General features: G+C 53.3%; 18 protein-coding genes. 2 read left to right on the forward strand and 16 right to left on the reverse strand.

What is annotated here, in order from left to right; genetic code table 11:
- Positions 1-21: 21 nt before the first annotated feature.
- The 4 genes from P398_RS0110775 to P398_RS0110790 all read right to left on the reverse strand — a co-directional run bounded on the left by P398_RS0110775 (position 22) and on the right by P398_RS0110790 (position 4,611).
- The gene (locus tag P398_RS0110775) at positions 22-885 is read right to left on the reverse strand and encodes a PPK2 family polyphosphate kinase (RefSeq protein ID WP_235263348.1); all 864 of its coding nucleotides are present in this window, start codon (positions 883-885) and stop codon (positions 22-24) included.
- Positions 886-993: 108 nt separating this feature from the next.
- Positions 994-2,523: a M4 family metallopeptidase gene (locus tag P398_RS0110780; protein WP_029335216.1), complete on the reverse strand. Its 1,530-nt coding sequence runs from the start codon at positions 2,521-2,523 to the stop codon at positions 994-996.
- Positions 2,524-2,699: 176 nt separating this feature from the next.
- On the reverse strand, positions 2,700-3,698 hold the full coding sequence (locus P398_RS0110785; protein ID WP_034799171.1) for an ABC transporter permease: 999 nt from the start codon (positions 3,696-3,698) through the stop codon (positions 2,700-2,702).
- Entirely contained in the window at positions 3,691-4,611 is a 921-nt protein-coding gene (locus P398_RS0110790) for an ABC transporter ATP-binding protein (RefSeq protein WP_024370272.1), read from the reverse strand. Before P398_RS0110790 ends, P398_RS0110785 begins: the two co-directional genes overlap by 8 nt.
- 118 nt (positions 4,612-4,729) lie before the next feature.
- On the opposite strand from P398_RS0110790, the gene P398_RS0110795 reads away from it, so the two are divergent.
- Positions 4,730-5,479 (forward strand): GDSL-type esterase/lipase family protein, encoded by a 750-nt coding sequence (locus P398_RS0110795; RefSeq protein ID WP_024370271.1) that lies wholly within the window; start codon positions 4,730-4,732, stop codon positions 5,477-5,479.
- Between the two features lie 21 nt (positions 5,480-5,500).
- On the opposite strand, the gene P398_RS0110800 is transcribed toward P398_RS0110795, so the two are convergent.
- A complete protein-coding gene (locus tag P398_RS0110800) occupies positions 5,501-6,193 on the reverse strand; it encodes a GNAT family N-acetyltransferase (protein WP_029335219.1) in 693 nt (230 codons plus the stop codon).
- Complete coding sequence (locus tag P398_RS0110805; protein WP_029335221.1) at positions 6,193-7,305, reverse strand: mandelate racemase/muconate lactonizing enzyme family protein; 1,113 nt, start codon at positions 7,303-7,305, stop codon at positions 6,193-6,195. Before P398_RS0110805 ends, P398_RS0110800 begins: the two co-directional genes overlap by 1 nt.
- Before the next feature lie 79 nt (positions 7,306-7,384).
- Between P398_RS0110805 and P398_RS0110810 the strand changes: the two genes are divergently transcribed.
- Positions 7,385-8,572 (forward strand): HTH domain-containing protein, encoded by a 1,188-nt coding sequence (locus tag P398_RS0110810; protein WP_029335223.1) that lies wholly within the window; start codon positions 7,385-7,387, stop codon positions 8,570-8,572.
- Between the two features lie 36 nt (positions 8,573-8,608).
- Here P398_RS0110810 and nhaC read toward each other — a convergent pair whose 3' ends face one another.
- From nhaC to mutL, 10 genes are all read right to left on the reverse strand, one after another.
- Complete coding sequence (gene nhaC / locus P398_RS0110815) at positions 8,609-10,030, reverse strand: Na+/H+ antiporter NhaC (protein WP_029335224.1); 1,422 nt, start codon at positions 10,028-10,030, stop codon at positions 8,609-8,611.
- A 121-nt stretch (positions 10,031-10,151) separates the two neighbouring features.
- Positions 10,152-11,249, reverse strand: coding sequence for an amidohydrolase (locus tag P398_RS0110820; protein ID WP_029335226.1), 1,098 nt, complete (start codon positions 11,247-11,249; stop codon positions 10,152-10,154).
- Between the two features lie 22 nt (positions 11,250-11,271).
- The gene (locus P398_RS0110825; RefSeq protein ID WP_029335228.1) at positions 11,272-11,616 is read right to left on the reverse strand and encodes a DoxX family protein; all 345 of its coding nucleotides are present in this window, start codon (positions 11,614-11,616) and stop codon (positions 11,272-11,274) included.
- 54 nt (positions 11,617-11,670) lie between these two features.
- On the reverse strand, positions 11,671-12,924 hold the full coding sequence (locus P398_RS0110830; RefSeq protein WP_029335230.1) for a S1C family serine protease: 1,254 nt from the start codon (positions 12,922-12,924) through the stop codon (positions 11,671-11,673).
- Between the two features lie 123 nt (positions 12,925-13,047).
- Complete coding sequence (locus P398_RS0110835) at positions 13,048-13,866, reverse strand: fumarylacetoacetate hydrolase family protein (RefSeq protein WP_024370263.1); 819 nt, start codon at positions 13,864-13,866, stop codon at positions 13,048-13,050.
- Positions 13,867-13,919: 53 nt separating this feature from the next.
- Positions 13,920-14,375: an anaerobic ribonucleoside-triphosphate reductase activating protein gene (gene nrdG / locus P398_RS0110840; RefSeq protein WP_029335232.1), complete on the reverse strand. Its 456-nt coding sequence runs from the start codon at positions 14,373-14,375 to the stop codon at positions 13,920-13,922.
- On the reverse strand, positions 14,353-16,233 hold the full coding sequence (locus P398_RS0110845; protein ID WP_029335233.1) for an anaerobic ribonucleoside triphosphate reductase: 1,881 nt from the start codon (positions 16,231-16,233) through the stop codon (positions 14,353-14,355). The genes nrdG and P398_RS0110845 overlap by 23 nt, the downstream gene beginning before the upstream one ends.
- 154 nt (positions 16,234-16,387) lie before the next feature.
- Entirely contained in the window at positions 16,388-17,221 is an 834-nt protein-coding gene (locus tag P398_RS0110850) for a formate/nitrite transporter family protein (protein ID WP_029335234.1), read from the reverse strand.
- Positions 17,222-17,429: 208 nt separating this feature from the next.
- Entirely contained in the window at positions 17,430-18,098 is a 669-nt protein-coding gene (locus tag P398_RS0110855) for a 50S ribosomal protein L25/general stress protein Ctc (protein ID WP_029335235.1), read from the reverse strand.
- A gap of 163 nt (positions 18,099-18,261) precedes the next feature.
- Entirely contained in the window at positions 18,262-20,061 is a 1,800-nt protein-coding gene (mutL, locus tag P398_RS0110860) for a DNA mismatch repair endonuclease MutL (protein ID WP_029335236.1), read from the reverse strand.
- Position 20,062: the final 1 nt, after the last annotated feature.

Below are 20,062 nucleotides of genomic sequence, written 5' to 3' on the forward strand. Positions count from 1 at the left end.
TGTTCACGAGAACGCCTTTATTCACTCGTTCTCGAGCGTTCGAATCGCTTCGTCGATCCTGTCTTGCTCTTCATCTGTGAACGTCGGGAACTCAGGGTCGATCTGTTCTAACACATCGATCATGACCGAAGAGACGATGTAGCGGGCGTACCATTCATCGTCGGCCGGCAACACATACCACGGCGCATGTTCGGTCGCCGTATTCGACAACACGTCGGCGAAGATGGCTTGATAGTCGTCCCAACGTTTCCGCTCCTCGACGTCACTGAAGGAAAACTCCCAATTTTTCTTCGGGTCTTTCAACCGTTCAAGCAACCGGTCGCGTTGGACATCTTTCGAGACGTTGAAGAAAAACTTGATGATTTTGAACCCGTTTTCGTATAAGTAGCGCTCGAAGTCATTGATCTGACGATAACGAATCGACCAGACCTCCGCTTTATCCGTCTCATCCGGGATGGCTTCTTCCCCTAGCAAGTCGTGGACCCGGGGGGCGATAACTTCCTCATAATGTGAGCGATTGAGGATGCCGACTTGCCCCCGCTCGGGCATCAAGTCGTGCATGCGCCACAAATAGTCGTGCTTCTTCTCTTTCTCGGACGGTTTTTGAAACGCGTTCGTCTTCAACCCTTGGGCGTTCAAGTTCGAGAAGATGTAACTGATCGCCTCATCTTTCCCGCCGGCGTCGAGCGCCTGTAAGACGACGACGACACCTTTCTCCGCCTCGGCATACAGCTTCCAATGTAGCTCTTTCAGGCGGTTTATACTGTCAGGTATGAGTTCATCCCGCAATACGTCATCATCCGGCCGCTCGGCAACGGTCGTGTCGAATTCCTCGAGCCTTCGTGTTTGTTGCTTGTCAATTTTGTATGCATCGATATCAATCACTTGGATACACCTCGCTTTTTTTCATACCTTTCCTTTTACCCATAAGTTCATAGCCAGTATCCCCCATACGAAAAAACACCGACTCCTTTCGAAGTCGATGTCTGTCTGTTAGTTGATGCCGACCGCGTCGAATGACTTCGCTGCCGCGACCGCTTCCGGGCTCGTCGCACCGTACAAGTCTTTCGCCGACTGGACGACCGCCTGACGGAGGCTTGAGAAGTTCGAAGTCGGTGTCAAGTATACCGTGAGGGCACGGTAGTAGATGTCCCCCATCTTCATGACGCCCACGCCTTGGACCGAGACGCCGTAATGTGTGCCGCCGTTTCCAAGCAGGTAGGCCGCCTTGTTGACGATCCCTGAGTTGATATGGACGCCACCGTTATCTTGTGTGCCTGTGTAACGTTTCGAGTAGTGGTCCGGGTCGCCGTAAGCAGCCGGGTTCGCCATCGAACGGAGTCCATCGCCGGCGACGCCAGGCGTGTAGATGTCTTCCCCGATCAACCAGTCAAAGTCCGTGCCGACGCTGTACTCGGCGACCGTCCCGAAGATATCCGAGACCGCTTCGTTGATCGCCCCGGACTCGTTTTGATAGATGAGCCCTGCCGTGTACTCCGTGACGGCGTGAGACAACTCGTGGGCGACGACGTCAAGCGCACCAGAGAGGTACGTGAACGTTTGGCCGTCCCCGTCTCCGTAAACCATCTTACTGCCGTCCCAGAACGCGTTGTTGTAACTGCGGCTATAGTGGACCGTCGAGTTAAGCGCGGCCCCGTTGTTGTCGTAACTGTTCCGTCCATACGTGTTCTTGAAGAAATCATACGTCTTCGTCGCGTTGACGTGCGCGCTGACAGCGGCCCGGTCGTACGTCGTGTTCAAGACGTTATCGAGGTCGGCCCAAAGCGCACCTGGAAGTGTCGTGCGGTTTTTCGCGTCATACGTGTAAATCCCTTTACCGCGAGTCGAGTCTTGAAGATAGTAGTACGAGCCGCTCTTCGTCGTCTTGAACGTCTGGCTCTGTCCGAGGACGTCAATGCCCGTTCCCGTGTACGTCGTGCCGGTCACCCCGTTCGTCGGTTTCGCATGCGCCAGCTGATTGTATTTGTTCAACACTTCTCCTCTCGCCGCGTCGATGAAGTACGTCCAACGTGACGGCTCGTCCGCGTCAAGGATCGTTCCCGTCACTTCATACGCATATACGGAAGAATCTCCTTGTGGATAGACGACGAGTTCTGCTTTCGGTTCAAGCTCATACGCGCCTTGATGACCGACGAGCTCTTTATAGCGGTGGATCGCTTTTTGTTCGTTCAACTTGATCGATTTATGTAACCCTCTGACTTCTTTCGTATCATCGACGACCGTCTTCAATTGACCAGACTCATCGACGACACCGACGACGATGCCACCGAACACCGGTACCCCGTCAACGGTCTGTTGCAATTTGACGACTTGACCGACTTTGTCTCGTTTCGACTCAATCGTCTTGAACTGCCCTTTCGCTTTCGCATATTCTTTGACGATTGTCGTCGGGGCCTCGTTCGACGGTTTCGTCAACGTGCCCGATTTGAGTTCGCTCGCACCGACGAGTTGCGGTACGAGTAAGACGCCGGCGATGATCGATGTGGATAATACTTTTTTCATTTGTGTGTCCCTCCTTATGTGGTGATTCAAACTTTACATAGTTTCACACAATTATGGTATCCAACCTTTTAATTATTTTGATAATTTGAAATATTAAGTCAATAGAACTAGTTCTCACTTCCCGATTAGCCCTTTTAACCGCACAAAAAAACGTCGCCCGTGAAGGCGACGCCAAATCAATACACATCTTTTTGCGTGAAATGGTAAAACGCGAATGTAAGAGCAGCTAGTGACCAGAGCGTGATCACGACGAGCGAGAACGGTAACGTCATCCCATCGATTGGGGGCGCCTGCCCTTCGAGATAGGTATGAAGACCGAAGTTGACGTTGACGAGGTACTTCGAGCTGTCCCAGTTCGACCCGAGCGACGTCAAAAGCGGTCCCGAGATGAGGACGGCCATCATGATCCCAATCCCGGTCGCCGTGTTTTTGACTACGACCGACACCATGAGTGCGATTGTCCCGACCGCGGCGACGACGAACCAGGCGAGGCCGACGGACATGAGTAGATATTGCCACATCGGCAACGTGTGGACGAAGTCGGTCGAGAACGTACCGGTCGGCGAGGCTTGGAATCCGGTCAGTATCGGCGCGGTCCAACCGTCCCAGCCGAGCACGATACCGGAGATCGCATAACTGACGAGCGCCGTGATAAAGATGAGGAGCGACGTATACAGAAGCGTCGTCATCCATTTCGCGAGCAGGATCTTGAAGCGCCGGACCGGTCGCGACAAGAGCGTCTTAATCGTCCCGTCGTTATGCTCGCCGCTGACGATATCGGCCATCAAGACGATAATGAAGAGCGGCAGGACGAGCGTCGTCCCTTGTGAGAAGAAGACGCGCATGAACGTTGGTGCCCCCGGGTAACTCGGGTTAATGTCGTTATCTAAGTAATATTGGTTCTGTTGCACCCGAAATTCGAGGATTTGCCGGAACTCGTCTTGGACGTTCGCCGAGGCGAGCCGGTTTTGCGTGTCGATAATCTCTTGCTGCAAATCGACGCGCCAGTCAATCGTTCCCTGTTCTTCCCGCTGCTTCTCGATCTGTCGATAGTTCGCATACGTGAACATCGAGACGAGGACAACGAGAATCGTCGAGACGACAAGCAAGCGTCGTTTGCGATGAATCTTTAACACTTCATTTCGAATCAGTCCGATGATTGAAGGATTAGACAATGTGGTCACCCCCGGTCAACGAAATAAACAACTCTTCGAGCGTTTGAACGCGTCGCTCTAAACCGGAGACTGCGACGTTCCGCTCGAGTAAATAGCGGTTCAAGTCGGCGGTATCCTCCAAGTTCATCGAGACGCGAATCGTCCGTTCATCGATGACGTCGGCTTGGGTCACCGAGTCAAATCCGCGCACAATCGGGAGTGCCTCGAAGCTGTCCGGCACATGAACGTCGACCGTCGAGGCGAGCTCGTTGATCAAGTCCCCGACCGTGCCGACTTTGACGATTTTGCCGCGTGACATGATGGCGACGCGATCGGCGAGCAGTTCAATCTCGGCTAAAATATGGCTCGAGACGAGCACGCTTAAGCCCGTCTCTTCGACGAGTCGGCGGATGAAAAGGCGCAAGTCACGAATCCCCATCGGGTCGAGTCCGTTCGTCGGCTCATCTAAGATCAAGACGCGCGGGTTGTTGAGGAGCGCTTGGGCGATCCCGAGCCGTTGCCGCATCCCGAGCGAGTACGTCTTCACTTTGTCATCGATGCGCGCCGTCAAATCGACGAGGTCAATCACTTCTTGGATTCTCGCCTCAGTCACATCCGGCAACATGCGGGCGAACACTTCCAAGTTTTCTCGGCCGCTCAAAAACTTGTATAGCTCCGGGTTTTCGACAATCGCCCCGATTTGGTTCATCGCTTGGACGAATTCTCGTTCGACGTTATAGCCGCAGATCGAGACGGTCCCGTTCGTCGGTTTGATCAAACCGACGATCATTCGTATCGTCGTCGTCTTCCCGGCTCCGTTCGGTCCTAAGAAGCCGAACACTTCACCTGGGAACACATCGAACGACATATTGTCGATAATCGTCTTTTTCCCAATCACTTTTGTCAATTGATCAATCTTCAATGTTGGTTGCATCGTCTCACCTCTTTTCCATTCTAGCGGACGCAGGCCTGATCTGTCCTATTCGAACATTCACATAGGGCAGGTTCGGGAATATTTGATATGATAGTGGCAACGAAAGCGAGGTCATCAGATGAAAAATCGAAAATGGTATGCCTTTTTGATTGGTACGCTGTTTCTCACAGGGACAGCATTATATGGACTATGGATCGGTTATCAGGACATCGTTCATCCTCCGGAACGGACACTTTCCGTGAACGAAGACTCCCGCCCGGCCCCGGAAGGCGAAGTGTTCGTCGCACTCGGTGACTCACTCACACGCGGTGTCGGATCAACGTCCGGCGCTGGTTACGTCCAGCCGGTCAGTCGAGTGTTGCAAGAAGACGGCATCCGCTCACAAAACTTGGCCGTCTCCGGTGCCAGAACCGAAGACTTGCTCGCCCAGCTCGAGCAACCTGAAGTACGACGTACGATTGCGAACGCCCGGTACATCACGTTGACGATTGGGGGCAACGACTTGTTTAACCGCGGTGAGAACGTCGACAATTTCGATTCAGTCGATATTGAGCAAGTTGTCACCGACGCGAAAACGAATTTGAATGACATCTTCGCTGAATTGCGCGCTTTAAACGATAACGCCCAAATCATTTACATCGCCCTCTATAATCCGTTCCAAGACAATGAGAACGGTCAAGCGTTCAACCAACTCATCCTCGATTGGAACGCTTCCGCCGCGAGTTTCGGCAATACACATCGCATCGACGTCATCGACCCGTTCGCTTATGTGTCCGACGTCTCCCGAGACTTAGCGACCGACCAGTTCCATCCGAGCGACCGGACGTATGAGAAGTTTGCGGAAGACGTGTTGTTCGTCCTCGATTAATAAACAGGCCTGATCAAATGATCAGGCCTGTTCGCGTTCATAACGGACGTACCAGCTGTCTGCCTCTTGACGCATCCCTGTGCCGTACCATCCTTCTTCTAACCGTTCCGCCTGCAACGACGTGTCTGCCATGTCAATCCATTCCGTCTCTCCGCTCGGTCGCCAGCCGGTATGGAGCTCTTTCATGAAAATATATCGAAGCTTGCCGCCGTACTTCCACTTCAACGCCCCAACCCGTAATCCAAGGGCAAACTTGTCTTTTAGACTCGGGATGTTGAACGGGGCGACGGTCGCGCAGACGAGGTCGAATCGGCTATCTTGGCTCAACTCCTCCATCAACAAACGGCCAAGATGTTGTTGCAGCCGATACCCACGAAAAGATGGGTGCACGTTCGTCACTTCTTGATAGATGATCCGGGCGAGCAAATGCTCGGGATAACCGATGTCCCGTCCGAGATGTTCGTCGTCGATCGGAGGGATGAGCAGCGCTCGAAACGCGATCAACGTCTCGTCATGAAACGCTCCAAGTATCGTCTTGTCCCCCAACAATTTTAAAAACTCTTCAGTCGAGAGCGACTCATACTGGCTCGCGAACGCCAACTCGGCCACGACAGCGTCTTGAACCGCTTCGATCGCCGGGAGGTCATGTTCCGACAAATAGCGGACGTTTAGAGTGAGTCCGTTCCATACCCCGGTCCATACGCCGTCCCCCATCAGCCGCTCACCTCATAACGTGCCGTCGTCAATCGCTCGAGCACGGCTTCATCGACCTCGATCCCGAGACCGGGTTGATCGTTCAATCGAATGTGTGGCAAATCATACGACAAGTTGCCGATGTCTTCAGAGAAGCGGAGCGGCCCCGTTAATTCGACCGAATGGACGATTTTGCTCGAGAAAGCGACGTGGAACCCGGCGCTCGAGGCGACGGACGATTCGACCATCGACCCGATTTGACACTCGATACCAGACATCTCAGCGACGTGTAATAGTTTTTTCGCCGGATAGATGCCCCCGCACTTCATCAGTTTGATGTTCACTTTGTGGGCCGCCTGCATCATCGTCAATCGACGCATCTCGTTCATGCCGCGGACGCCCTCGTCGATCATAAGCGGCACATTGATCTTCGATTTCACTTCGACCATGCCCTCGAAATCATCGGCACGGACCGGCTGTTCGACCCAATCGATGTCGTAACCGTCGAGTTGCTTCATCGCCTGGAGTGTCTTCCCGGCATTGACCCAACCTTGGTTCACGTCGATTCGAATCGGCACACCGGGCCCTACCGCTTGACGTACCGCCGCGACGCGCTCGACGTCTGAAGCGACGTCGACGCCCACTTTCATCTTGACCGACGTGTAGCCCGCCTCGATTTGTTGCTTCGCCTCGCGCGCCATCGCTTCCGGCTCTCCGATGCTTAAGACGTGTGTCACCGGGAAGGCGTCATGATAACGGCCACCAATCCATTCATAGACCGGGAGCCCGAGCTTCTTCCCGACAAGGTCATGACACGCGATGTCGAGTGCCGCCTTAGCGGCTGGCACGTCACGGATGGCCCGATCCATCGCCTCATGGATCTGTTCGAGGTGCATCGGGTTTTTACCGATCAACATCGGTCCGAGCAAGTGACGGATGACACTGATCGTGCTCTCGAGCGACTCGCCGGTGACGTGTTCGTCAGCGACGGCTTCGCCATATCCGACATGGCCGCATGCGCTCGTCATTTTGACGATGACCGACGGCATGTCGTCATAACGATGATAACTGACGATAAATGGCACTTTGAGTGGTAACCGAATCGCAAATAATTCAATCTTGTCTATTAACATGTTGTTTGCTCCTTTACTTATAACGTGTCGTTAGTTATATTGTCGTTAAATAGTCGCTATATTGCAAGGAGGAGTTTTCATGACCATCCACATCGCCATCGTCGGTTCGACAACATTTGTCGAGACCGTTTCACACGCCGCGCCGAAGTTCGACGACGTACGCTTCTCCCACTTCACGTATGCGCATCCTCGCGAAGCGGCCGACATCGCGACACAGCTCGGGTCTTTCGACGGCGTCTTTTTTTCTGGATCGTTCCCTTATGCCTACGCGTCGCCTTTTTTGAACGAGACGATCGCCCATCACGTCGTACAAGATGAGACCGTCCTCTTGACGACCGTCCTATACGCGACGCTCACCCAAAAGCTTGCCCTCGATGAAGTGACGATTGATGTGAACGAACCGGAACGGTTACACACCATCTTCACGTCGTTCACCGATTTGACGCAACCTGCTGTCATGAAGATCCATCCAGATGTCGATTTCTCAGACGTCTTTCGTTTCCACGCCTCCCATCAACAACGTGACACCAAGTTGGCCGTAACGAGCATCGAGCGGGTCCATCGGCAACTGCTCGAAGAAGGATTTAACAGCCAACTTATGATCGAACCGGTCAGTACGGTCATCCGCCACCTTGAAAAACTCATCGATCAGGTCCGGAGACATCTCGCCGACCTGTCCCAGTTCGCAGTTGTCCTTTACGCCTCGACGAGCGCTTCGTTACACGAGTACTTGCGTACGATGCGTCATCAAGGTCACGTCGAAATTCAAGACGATACAATTTTGTTGCTCACGACGAAAGGCGAGATCGTCCACGCCCTCGAGGAAGCGACGTTGTCCCCTCGCGATGACGACTCCTTGATCGGGATCGGGTATGGCACCGACTACAAGACGGCTTTCGAGCATGCCCGCATCGCCTTGTCCGCTTCAACCGAACAGCAGCTAAGAATCGTCGATGCGGCGAAACGGTTGTCGTTCCCGGCCAGCGGCGAGACCGTCCAGTATCGGGTGACCGACGAGATCGCGTTTGATATGGTCAAACGAATCGGCATCAGTCCGCTGAACGTCGGTAAGATCCTTGGCTTTTCGAAACGAAAGCATGAGTTCACCGCCAAAGATCTGACCGACTATCTCGGGGTATCTCGACGGACGACGGAACGGCTCATCAAAAAACTTCATGATGGCGGATTCGTCGACGTGATCGGCGAGGAGATGAGTTATACCCAGGGACGTCCCCGCGCCGTCTATATCTTTAAGTTACCCTCCTGAAGAAAGGCGCATCGCTTATGGGCGACGCGCCTGTTCTTATTGTGCTTGCTGTTCGATAGGCGCTTCTGCCTTTAACACATGAAGCTTCGCAATCGTGAAACCGGTGAACGCGTAAACGATCGAGATGACCGGCACAATGAAGTTCAAGATGGCGTATGGCGCATACTCGAACGCCCCGACGCCGAGCGTACCGAGGATGAACACCCCGCACGTGTTCCATGGAATGAACACCGACGTGAGCGTCCCGCCGTCCTCAAGCGCACGGGATAGGTTTTTTGACTGAAGTCCCATCTTCTCGTAGGCACCGGCAAACATGCGTGCCGGGACGACGATGGATATGTACTGTTCAGAACACGTCGCGTTCGTGGCAAAACCGGCTAAAATGGTCGACGCGATCAGTGAACCGGCCGACTTCGCAAGTTTCACGATTTGATTCATGATCGATTGGAGCATGCCCGAGTATTCCAATATTCCTCCGAACGTCATCGCGACGATCGTCATCGAGACGGTGTACATCATCGCGTCTAAGCCGCCCCGACTGAACAAGTTGTCGACGAGTTCGTTTCCTGTATCGATGACGTACCCGCTCTGCAACGCCCCGACGCTATCAGCGAGCGAACCGCCTTGGACGACGACTTGAGCTAGGAAACCGAGCGCAATCCCGACGACGAGCGCGGGGATGGCCGGCACTTTTTTCGCGACGAGCACGATGACGGCAAGCGGGATCAACAACAGCCATGGTGAAATGAGGAAGCTGTCCTTTAAAATCACAAGCGTCTGCGTGATCTCAGACGAATCCGTCGACGTCTCGCTAAACCGTCTGCCAATCCAGAAATATACTCCGAGCGCAATCAACAATCCCGGAATCGTCGTGTAAAGCATATGACGAATGTGTTCAAATAAATTCGTGTGTGTCAGTCCGGCTGCAAGGTTCGTCGTATCTGATAGCGGCGACATCTTGTCCCCGAAGTACGCCCCCGAAATGACCGCCCCCGCGACCATCGCTGCCGGAATCCCCATGCTGAGGCCGATCCCCATGCCAGCGACCCCGATTGTCCCCATCGTCGACCAAGAACTGCCGATCGATAAGGCGACGACCGCACAAATCAAACAAATCGTGACGAGAAAATAGGCTGGCGAAATGATCGTCAAACCGTAGTAAATCATCGTCGCAACGATGCCGCCCCCGATCCATGCGCCAATCGTCAAGCCGACGAGAATGATAATGACAACGGCCGGCAACGCGAGCCGAATCCCTTTGTACATCATCTCCTCGATCTCTTTCCACTTGAATCCATGTTTATAGGCGACGATCGATGCGACGGCCGTCCCGATGATGAGCGGGATGTGCGGTCCTTGCTCGAGTAAGACGATCGCCACGAGCATGACCCCGATCATGACAAGTAGCGGTAGGATCGCCCACCCGAGCTTCATTTCTAGTTTGTTCCCCTGTTCCATACGTTTTCCTCCCCGATAGCGAAAAATTCAGAATTGTCGTTATATTGTCGCTAATAGGATTATGATAACGCTTACATCAATTCTTGGCAATAAAAAAAGACGAAAGCGTCATGCTCTCGTCTCAATCCCGCTCTACCGCTCGCCGTATCGTTTCGGCGAGCAGAAGCGCACCTTCTTGCAGGACGGACCGATCAAACGTCATCTCGGGATGATGGAGGCCTGGTGTCAAGTTCGCGCCAATGCCGATCACCGTCGCGTCAAGGTCCGGCTGTTTCACCGTATAAAAATGAAAATCATCGCTTCCGGACGTGACGATGCGCTCGACGAGTGCCGAAGGGCCGTACCGTTCCAAAATCGCCTCGCTCGCCTGACGGCTCGACTTTGGTCCAACGACGGCGCCTGGCGTGAAATCTTCCCATGCCCAGTCGATTGTCACCCCATGAAGGCTGGCGATTTGCGCCAGCATCACCTCGACCCGGTCACGTAAAGCGAGCAATTCATCGTTTGCTTGCGCACGCACATCGATCGAGAACGTGGCGTTGCCCGGGATGATGTTCAAGTTATCACTTCCCGCCTGCACGCCCGTCAACTTGATCGAGTGCGGCTCGAACGGAGACAGATAGATGCTTTTCAACTGTTGCTGGATCGTGAATATGACGTCGAGCGCGTTTTGGCCTTGATGCGGACGCGCACCGTGGGCATCGGCACCGATGACGCGTCCTCTTAAAAAGATGGCGGCCCCGTGTTGAATCGTCGCCGCGAACTGACCGAGGGCGAGTTCTTCTGCCGGGCGCAAATGAATGCCAAACAGCTGGGTCACGTCGGCAAGAGCACCTTTCTCAATCATCGCGAGCGATCCGTTCCCTTGTTCTTCGGCCGGTTGAAAGATGAACCGAATCCGTTTGGTCAATGCCTCACTTCTCAGCACGTCGAGCGCACCGAGCACCATACTGATGTTGGCGTCGTGACCGCACGAATGGTTTGCTTTGAACGTTCCGTCAACTTGTTGCCATAAGGCGTCAATGTCGGCCCGGACGGCAATGACTTCCTCCCCTGAACCGATTTCGGCGATGACGCCGGTGACGTCGTCAAACGTCTCATGACGTACTCCCCATGTCGCCAAGATATCCGCGATCGTCGACGTCGTTTCAACTTCTTTCCAACTCACTTCAGGATGAGCGTGAAAGTGTTCGAACCACGTCAGTACGTTTGTACTCATGTAGCATCCCTCCGTATGTACATTATATTTTCTTGACTCCTTTGATCAGCACCCACTGCAGCGGCAGACGTGCCCATGTCACCCAGTTCGGGATTGGCTTTCCGCCGATACGCGTCGGTTTCAGCGCCATATTGATGTTTGCCGGGAACACGGCGAGCAAGAAGGCCGGCAACGTCTTTTTGACGAAGCCCGTTCCGCGGTTCATGAGCAACAACGCCCCGTAGACGATTTCAATCACACCGCTTGCCTGAACCATAAATCGTTTGAACGGCCAAGACTTCGGAATGATGGACATAAAGGCACGCTCTTGGACGAAATGCATGATTCCGGCTCCTAGAAACAACATGCCGTATAACGAACGGATCATATGAACTCCCCCTTTTTTTAAGCATACCAAAAAAGGCGGGCAACATGCCCACCTTTACAATGCCGAACCGTTCACGTTTTGTATCTCGACGTCAACTGTATCCGTTTGACCGTCTCGAATATATTCAATCGACACCGTCCCGTCCGTATCACGGATCAATTCGCTCCGGAGGTCGATGAAAGAAGACACGTCTTGGTCGTTGATTTTGACGATGACATCGCGTGCCTGTAGCCCGGCCCGTGCCGCTGAACTGTTCGCCTGTACATCGATGATAATTGTCCCGTTCGTCACCGATTCTGGCAAGTTGATCTGTTCCGTCAAGTATCCCGGAGGAAATTCAGACACGTCCCGGAGCGACACGCCGAGAGATGGATGGTTCACTTCCCCCGTCTGCTCGATTTGATTGATGAGCGGCAAAGCGATATCGATTGGAATCGAGAATCCGACACCTTCCACGGAGTCGGTCGCGATTTTCATCGAGTTGATACCGATCAATTGACCTGCTTCGTTGATGAGCGCGCCGCCTGAGTTACCTGGGTTGATGGCAGCGTCGGTCTGGATGACCTCGGCGTTGAAATCGGCTTGTCCGTTCTCGTCCGTGTCGACCGGTACGAGACGGGACGTCGATGAGACGACACCGCGCGTCACTGAGTTCTCAAACTGACCGAGCGGGTTACCGATCGCGATGACCGTTTGCCCCGGCTTCAACTCACCAGACTTGCCGATATTGATCACGGCCGGCACGTCGGCCGCATCGACTTTCAAGACGGCCAAGTCATACGTCGCATCGCTGCCCATCAATGTCGCATCCGCCGTCTTTCCATCGTTGAACGTGACCGTCAAACGGTCTGCGCCGTTGACGACGTGATGGTTCGTGACGATATATGCGGCGTCGCCTTCTTTTTTATATATGACCCCGGAGCCGACACCTGCCTCGACCGATTGGCTCGAGAAACCTTGCGTCGCGAAATTGTTCACGGTCACGACGGCCGGTTGCGCGGCAGCGACGGCATCCGTCACGGACGTATCCCCGACGTTCGAAGACGTCTGAAGCGGCGTCCCTTCCGATGTGACCGCCGTATCGTTCACGTTGATCGGTGTTTGATCCAAGAATGGTAACGCGACCGCCCCCGTGACGAGCGCGCCGATGACCCCGCCCACAAAGCCAGGGAACATCCGCCCGACAAAAGACGGTTTAGCCTTTTGCTCGACAAGTGGCTGTTCCGGCGGACGGGTCGACGAGCCGAGCTCCGAGTCGAGCCAATCTTCGCGTCGTTTGTCTTCAGGTGTATGATCGTTTCGTTCCATGTTGATTCATCTCCTCAATGATGTTTCCTCTAATCTTTAACCTGATTATAATCGGAACCAATCCGTTCATCGAGAATTGACGGAGCGTTTACAAGATTCTTCACAATTTGCGTCAATGTCAGTTTAGACGATGACGTTCCGCAACGTCCCAAGCCCGGTGATCGATACTTCGACCGTATCACCCGTCTGCAAATAGACGGGCGGCTTCATCCCATGGCCGACCCCGGCCGGTGTGCCCGTCGCGATGATGTCGCCCGCTTCAAGCGTCATCCCTGTCGATAACGTCCGGATCAGTTCTTCAATCGGTCGAATCATCTCGTCTGTCGTTCCGGACTGACGTTTTTGTCCGTTCACCGTCGTCTCGATTGTCAACGGGAACGATAGCTCGTCCGGAGTGACGACGTATGGACCGATCGGACAAAACGTATCAAACGATTTACCACGGAAAAACTGGACATGCTGCTTTTGGACGTCGCGCGCAGTAATATCATTCAGGATGGTATACCCAAAAATATGGTCCGCGACGTGTTCAATGTCTCGACCGGACTTACCGATGATGACGGCGAGTTCCCCTTCATAGTCGAGCTGGTCGGTCAGTTCCGGATGCCGCTCGACGACCGCCTCGGGGCCGACGACCGCCGTCGGTGCCTTCGTGAAGATGACGAGTTTCCCGGCGCCGGCCGTGTCCATCTCTTTCACGTGCTCTTCGTAATTCTTCCCGATACAAATTACGTTTTTAAGCGGACGGTACGGCGCGAGCAGTTTGACCGAATCGAGTGGATAGACTGGAGCGACATCGAGGTCGATGTCCGGCTCGAATTCGCGAGCGATCACTTCTAATAACGAGTTCGTATGTAATTGATTGCTGACGTCATAGACGTTCTCACCTTCGACGACACCGACCGCCACTTCCCCGTCACGTTCATATGTACACCATTTCATGTAAATTCCCCCTTTTTATTAGTATACAAAAAATCGGGGCGGTGTCGCCCCGATTAAACTTTGTTCAAAAAGATGATGCGCTGGTTGCTCGAACCTCTAAAACGAAGCGAGCGGTCGAGTAACGTTTCGACGAACTTGCCGTCGACGAGTACGTCGGCATTGTCGAGAACGTCCTTGACCTGTTCATCTTCTAGTTGTTCGAGCGCCTCGAGCGTATATCCGGTGTACACCCAGACGTTTTTCCCAAGTGCTTTGCAGCCACGGACGAGTCGTGACAGCTCGCGCGGTTGCAAGAACGGTTCACCTCCCGACACCGTGACGCCGTCCCAACCGGACGCTTCGACCCGTTCGAGCAGTGACTCGACCGTCACCTCTTCCCCGCCTCTCGGATTCCATGACTCCGGGTTATGGCAGCCCGGGCAACGGTGCGGGCAACCGGCTGTAAAGATGACGGTCCGCACGCCCGGTCCGTCGACGACCGATTCATCAAGTACGGATAGGACGCGCATCATGCTTCACCCTCGCTTTTTCTTCTTCTCGTTTCGCCGAGTTCCATCGGTCCATCGTGCCGACCAAATACCCAGTGATCCGGCGAATTCGCTCAATCTGCTCGACCTCGCCGCACGTTGGGCACGCCTCATCGATGATTCCTTCGAGTCCGCAACTACCGCAACGATCGACCGGATGGTTGATTGATCCGTAACCGATATTATACTGACGCATAAGCCTGACAATCGACTCGACCGCTTCCGGGTTATGGGCGAGTGACCCGTCGACTTCGACGTACGTGATATGACCGGCGTCACAAAGTGCATGATACGGGGCCTCTAGCCGAATTTTCTCTCGGATTGACACGTTCTGGTATACGGGGACGTGGTACGAGTTCGTGTAAAAGGCCCGGTCAGTCACTCCTTCGATCATCCCGAATGACTGTTGATCTTTTATGACGAACTTTCCGGACAATCCTTCCGCAGGCGTCGCCAAAAGCGAGAAGTTCAAGTCATAGCGTTCTGCCGCCGCTTTCACCCGCTCGGCCAATCGCGCAACGATGTCGAGACCGAGCCGTTCAGCGTCCCTCGACTCTGCATGCGTCGCACCGACGAGAACACGTAACGTTTCAGCGAGTCCAATGAAACCGACCGACAACGTCCCTTGTTTCAACACTTCCCGCAGCTCATCGTCAGGTGCGAGCGTCTCACTACCGCGCCACACGTGTTGGGCGTATAAGAAGCGGAACTCATCGGCACGACGTTTGCATTGATACTCAAATCGCTCGAGCAACTGTTCGATGGCGATGTCGATATACGTGTCGAGCGTCTCATAAAATGATTTCAAATCCGACGATACGAGCGCGATTTTGACGAGGTTCAACGTCGAGAACGACAAGTTCCCTCTTCCGATCGACGTCTCTGCACCGTGACGATTGCCCATGACCCGGGTTCGGCACCCCATGTAAGCGACTTCTGAAGCAGGTGTCCCGTCATAGTACGCTGCATTGAACGGAGCGTCGATAAAGGAGAAGTTCGGGAACAACCTCTTTCCGGTAACACGACACGCCAACTGGAACAAGTCAACGTTCGGATCGCCTTCGTTAAAGTTGACCCCCTCTTTCACTTTGAAAATTTGAATCGGGAAGATCGGCGTCTCACCGTTCCCGAGTCCCCGTTCTGTCGCCTGTAACAGTTCCCGAATGAAGACGCGGCCCCAAGGTGATGTGTCGGTCCCATAATTGATGGAGACGAACGGTACTTGACCGCCACCGCGGGAGTGCATCGAGTTCGCGTTATGGATGAACGCCTCACACGCTTGGTACGTGGCCGTGACCGTCTCTTGCTCTGCAATCGCTTCGATTTGGCTATCCGATAAATCGACCGGAAGCGATTTCAAGCGTTTAACATGTCGCTCGTACGTTTTCTCGACGTATGGGGCGAGGTCGGCATCGAACGTCGGAAACGCCTGTCCACCATGCTGCATGTTTTGATTCGCTTGAAGGATGATCGATGCGAGCGCCATCGCCGAACGGATATCCTGGGGTGATCTTATCGTCCCATGACCCGTATGGAATCCGTTCGCAAGCAAGTCCCCGAGTGGGATTTGACAACATGTCGTCGAGCCTGTCACATAGTAGTCCGCATCATGGACGTAAAGGAAATTGTCCGCAATTGCCTGCCTCGAGCGCTTCGACAACAAGTATGTTGTGGCCAACTCTTTTGATACTTCAGACGATAGACGCGCCAGTTTCCCGAGCGGCGATTTCCCGTCGACGTTGGCGTTTTCTTGTACTAAATCTTGATCGGGCAGGACACAGACGTCCTCGTACAGCTGAACTAAATTCACTTCGCAACACCTCACTATATATTGATTCATAATTCGTTATAACCGGTTGAACCACCTATATATTGATTATGTCACGTTTATCGAATCGAAGGCGGCACGAAATTGTGACAGTTGAAACGAACGAATATGAAAAAAACAGCCGAATCCTAGGCGTGGACTCGACTGTTCGATATCGTGATGTATGTCATACCTCTTTTGCCGATTTGACGATTTTCAGTTCGACTTCTTCCGATTCTTGCGCTTCACGCAATCCTTTCGCGTTCAACCATGTGTAAATCGCTCCCATGAATAACGCCCCACCGATGATGTTCCCGAACGTCGCCGGGACCAAGTTGTGGATCGCGCCAGCGAAGCTGATTGTCTCCGGATGCGGGACGACGAGCGTGAGCGCGAACAAGACGAAGTTCGCGATGACGTGATCGAACCCAGAGGCGAAGAAGACGGCGACGAGAAAGATCATCGAGAAGATTTGGGCGAACTCATTTTTCATTTGTTTCGGTAAGAAGATTGCAAGACAGACCATCCAGTTACAGAAGATGGCACGGAAGAAGATCTCGACCGTCGTGTGGTGCATCTTGCTCTCGACGACCGCGAACAACCAGTTGTTCATCCCAAGTTCTTGAATGATTCCGGTCGGGGCAAGCAATATGGCGAACAAAATTCCGCCGACTGCATTCCCAACAAAGCACAATAACCAGACGAGCATCGTATCACTGAGCGTCGTATATCCGCGCAACGTCGACGTCGTGAAGTACATCGTATTCCCCGTGAACAGCTCAGCTCCCCCATAAATGATCATCACGAGTGCAATCCCGAACGAAAAGCCGCCAATGAGCGTCGTGAACGGCGAATCAAGCAGATACATGCCATTGACGACTTTTAGTGTGAAGATGGCGGCGAACCCGATAAAGATCCCGGCGAGCATCGCCCGTAAAAAGTATTCCATTGGCCGATAATGAATCATGTGCGATGACGCCTGGGCTTTTTTTCGCAATGATTCAAGTGCATGGATTTCCATTGATGCCATGTCACAAACCCTTCTTTCTGTTTGAATGAACCTTTATAATAAGAACGAACATGTGAAATCATTAACAATATAAGCCCGAATCCAATAAATTGCAATCGACCTTGGATCATGTTGACACATTTTTCACATCGTAATCGTTTACATATGTCGGATTTGTGACGAAAAAAACGACCCTTCGCAAAGGGTCGTTCGATCGAGCTTATTCTTTGTCTTCAGACTTCTCTTCAGACTCTTCCGAAGATGCTTCAGCCGACTCTTCTTCAGTCGCTTCAGTTTCACCTTCTTGCGTAGTATCTGTGTCTGCTTCAAGCTCTTCAAGTGATACCGGCTCATTAACCGATGCGATTTGAAGTTCGCCATCCGAGACAACCTCGTAGTCTTTGTTTTCTGGAATGTCCGCTACCGTCACCGAGTCACCGATGCCAAGTTCAGATACATCGAGTTCGATGCGCTCTGGGATGTTGGCAGGTGTGGCCGATACCGTGACTTTATAGAGCGTTTGTGCCAAGAAGCCGCCTTCTTTGACACCTTTCGCGTCGCCGACGAGCGTGACGTCCGCTTCGACTTCTGTTGCTTCGTCCATCTTCACGGCCATGAACTCGACGTGCTTATACTCGTTCGTGAACGGGTCAACTTCCGTCCCGTGAACGAGCGTGTTCACTTTCTTGCCGTCGATGTTGAGTTCGATCAAGGCGTTATCACCATGCTCACGAAGGATTTTACGAAGTGCCATCTCTTCAAACGCGACTGGTGTGCTCTCGACTTTGTAGCCGTAAACGACACCTAGCACTTTTCCTTCTTTGCGTAAGTTTGCACGGACCGATCGTGGTCGTAACTCTCGTTTCGTTACATTAAGCTTGTCTGCCATAATCTTATCCCCCTACTGGTTTATCGATCATGTCTACATCTTGAGGGTGAGGCAGTGAAAGAGCCACCTCTCAACCTCGATGCGTTGAGCGACATGTGTATATTGTTCCCAGTGGCCGGTCAAGATAAACGTTACAGCCCGTTAAAAAAAGATTACAGCGGTGTCACATAACGCGCTTGAATAGCTTCTCAAGTTCATACGTGCTCCACTTCACGAGAATCGGTCGTCCGTGCGGACACGTGTACGGGGAAGCGGTCTGATTCAAATCGTCGATCAGTTGGCGCATCATCTCGATGTTCAACGGATGGTTCGCTTTGATCGAACGTTTACACGCCATTAAGATTGAGGCCTCTTCGCGGTACTTGGCAATATTAATGGACCGGTCCCGAATCGCCATCTCGATCAAATCCCGGACCGTCCCTTCGAGGTCATGTTGCGGATACCACGTCGGAATCTCACGGACGAGGAACGTGTTGCCACCGAACGGTTCGAGTTGCAGACCCGCCTCTTCTAATAGCGTAGTGACTTCTTCGATGGCGAGCGCTTCTTCTTGCGTGAACTCGAGCGTGAGTGGAAGCAGCAACAACTGATATTCTTTTTCAGGACGCCCGAGTTGTTCATAAAACAGCTCGTATTTGATACGTTCTTGGGCGGCATGTTGGTCAATGACGTACATGCCGTCCTCGGCGCCACAGACGATATAGCTCGCATGCAGTTGACCGATGACGTCGAGCGACGGGAGCCGCTCCCCTTGTTTCTTTTTAGGCGTGGCCTCAAACTCACGTTTAGGCGTGGCCTCTTGCGTGTGCGGCGTCGGCGCCCAATTGCTCGGTGACGTGATTGGCTCACGAGGGATCGGATAGTTCCATTCAACGTCCTCTTTCACTTCAGGCGAACGTTCCACGGTGAAGTCGAGCCGTTCTTGCTCAGACTGAATGCGCTCCGGTTTCGGTTTTGGTTGAACAGACGGGATGAGGCGTTGCTCGCGCAACGTCAGCTGGACCGTCTCTCGAATCAATTGGCACAGTTCTTTCTCTTTGGAGAGCCGGACTTCCCGCTTCGTCGGGTGGACGTTGACGTCAATGAGCATCGGATCCATATTCACCTCGAGTACGGCAATCGGATAGCGCCCGATTGGAAGGAGCGTATGATACCCGTCGAGCACGCTTTGGGTCAAGGCAAAATTTTTAATGCTCCGTCCGTTCAAGATGAGCGTCACGTACTGTTTGTTCGAGCGGGTCACTTCGGGACGGACGAGATACGCGCTTAAACTGTAATCGTTCGTCTTGCCCGACGCCGTGACGATTTGCGAGGCGACTTGCCGGCCGTAAATGGCGAGCATCACTTGTTTGACGTCTCCGTTTCCGTTCGTCCGAAGCAGCTCTTTGTCTTCATGAAACGCGGATAGACGGACTTCTGGATGGGATAGCGCGATTCGGTTGAGTGTATCGGTGATGCTTGCGAGTTCTGTCGCCGACGTCTTCAAATACTTCAGCCGAGCCGGTGTATTAAAAAATAGCTGACTGACGGCAATCTCTGTGCCGACGTTGGCCGCTGTCGGCATCGTCTCGGCCACGACGCCGCCTTGGAGCGTCATTTCAAACCCGTCTTCTTCTGTCCGTCGAGACTTGAGTGTGACGTGACTCACCGAAGCGATCGACGCGAGCGCCTCGCCTCGAAAGCCGAGCGTACGAATGCGGAACAAGTCGTGTTCATCGCGAATCTTACTCGTCGCATGCCTTAAAAAGGCGCGCGCGGCATCGTCTTCATAGAAACCGTGGCCGTTGTCACGAACTTTGATCAACCGAATCCCGGCTTCTACGAGTTCGACCTCGATTTTCGTCGCACCGGCATCGATTGCGTTCTCGACAAGCTCTTTTACGACCGAGGCCGGGCGCTCGACGACTTCACCGGCAGCGATCCGGTTCGCTAACTGTTCTGGCAGTTCTTGAATGATGCCCATC

This window comes from Exiguobacterium aurantiacum DSM 6208, assembly GCF_000702585.1.
Taxonomy (GTDB): Bacteria; Bacillota; Bacilli; order Exiguobacteriales; family Exiguobacteriaceae; genus Exiguobacterium; species Exiguobacterium aurantiacum.

Bases quoted from the DNA above. Each gene is read 5' to 3' on its own strand.
- P398_RS0110780 (WP_029335216.1), bottom strand. From the start codon at position 2,523: ATGAAAAAAGTATTATCCACATCGATCATCGCCGGCGTCTTACTCGTA.
- P398_RS0110790 (WP_024370272.1), bottom strand. From the start codon at position 4,611: ATGCAACCAACATTGAAGATTGATCAATTGACAAAAGTGATTGGGAAA.
- P398_RS0110795 (WP_024370271.1), top strand. From the start codon at position 4,730: ATGAAAAATCGAAAATGGTATGCCTTTTTGATTGGTACGCTGTTTCTC.
- P398_RS0110800 (WP_029335219.1), bottom strand. From the start codon at position 6,193: ATGGGGGACGGCGTATGGACCGGGGTATGGAACGGACTCACTCTAAAC.
- P398_RS0110805 (WP_029335221.1), bottom strand. From the start codon at position 7,305: ATGTTAATAGACAAGATTGAATTATTTGCGATTCGGTTACCACTCAAA.
- P398_RS0110810 (WP_029335223.1), top strand. From the start codon at position 7,385: ATGACCATCCACATCGCCATCGTCGGTTCGACAACATTTGTCGAGACC.
- nhaC (WP_029335224.1), bottom strand. From the start codon at position 10,030: ATGGAACAGGGGAACAAACTAGAAATGAAGCTCGGGTGGGCGATCCTA.
- P398_RS0110820 (WP_029335226.1), bottom strand. From the start codon at position 11,249: ATGAGTACAAACGTACTGACGTGGTTCGAACACTTTCACGCTCATCCT.
- P398_RS0110825 (WP_029335228.1), bottom strand. From the start codon at position 11,616: ATGATCCGTTCGTTATACGGCATGTTGTTTCTAGGAGCCGGAATCATG.
- P398_RS0110830 (WP_029335230.1), bottom strand. From the start codon at position 12,924: ATGGAACGAAACGATCATACACCTGAAGACAAACGACGCGAAGATTGG.
- P398_RS0110835 (WP_024370263.1), bottom strand. From the start codon at position 13,866: ATGAAATGGTGTACATATGAACGTGACGGGGAAGTGGCGGTCGGTGTC.
- nrdG (WP_029335232.1), bottom strand. From the start codon at position 14,375: ATGCGCGTCCTATCCGTACTTGATGAATCGGTCGTCGACGGACCGGGC.
- P398_RS0110845 (WP_029335233.1), bottom strand. From the start codon at position 16,233: ATGAATCAATATATAGTGAGGTGTTGCGAAGTGAATTTAGTTCAGCTG.
- P398_RS0110850 (WP_029335234.1), bottom strand. From the start codon at position 17,221: ATGGAAATCCATGCACTTGAATCATTGCGAAAAAAAGCCCAGGCGTCA.
- P398_RS0110855 (WP_029335235.1), bottom strand. From the start codon at position 18,098: ATGGCAGACAAGCTTAATGTAACGAAACGAGAGTTACGACCACGATCG.
- mutL (WP_029335236.1), bottom strand. From the start codon at position 20,061: ATGGGCATCATTCAAGAACTGCCAGAACAGTTAGCGAACCGGATCGCT.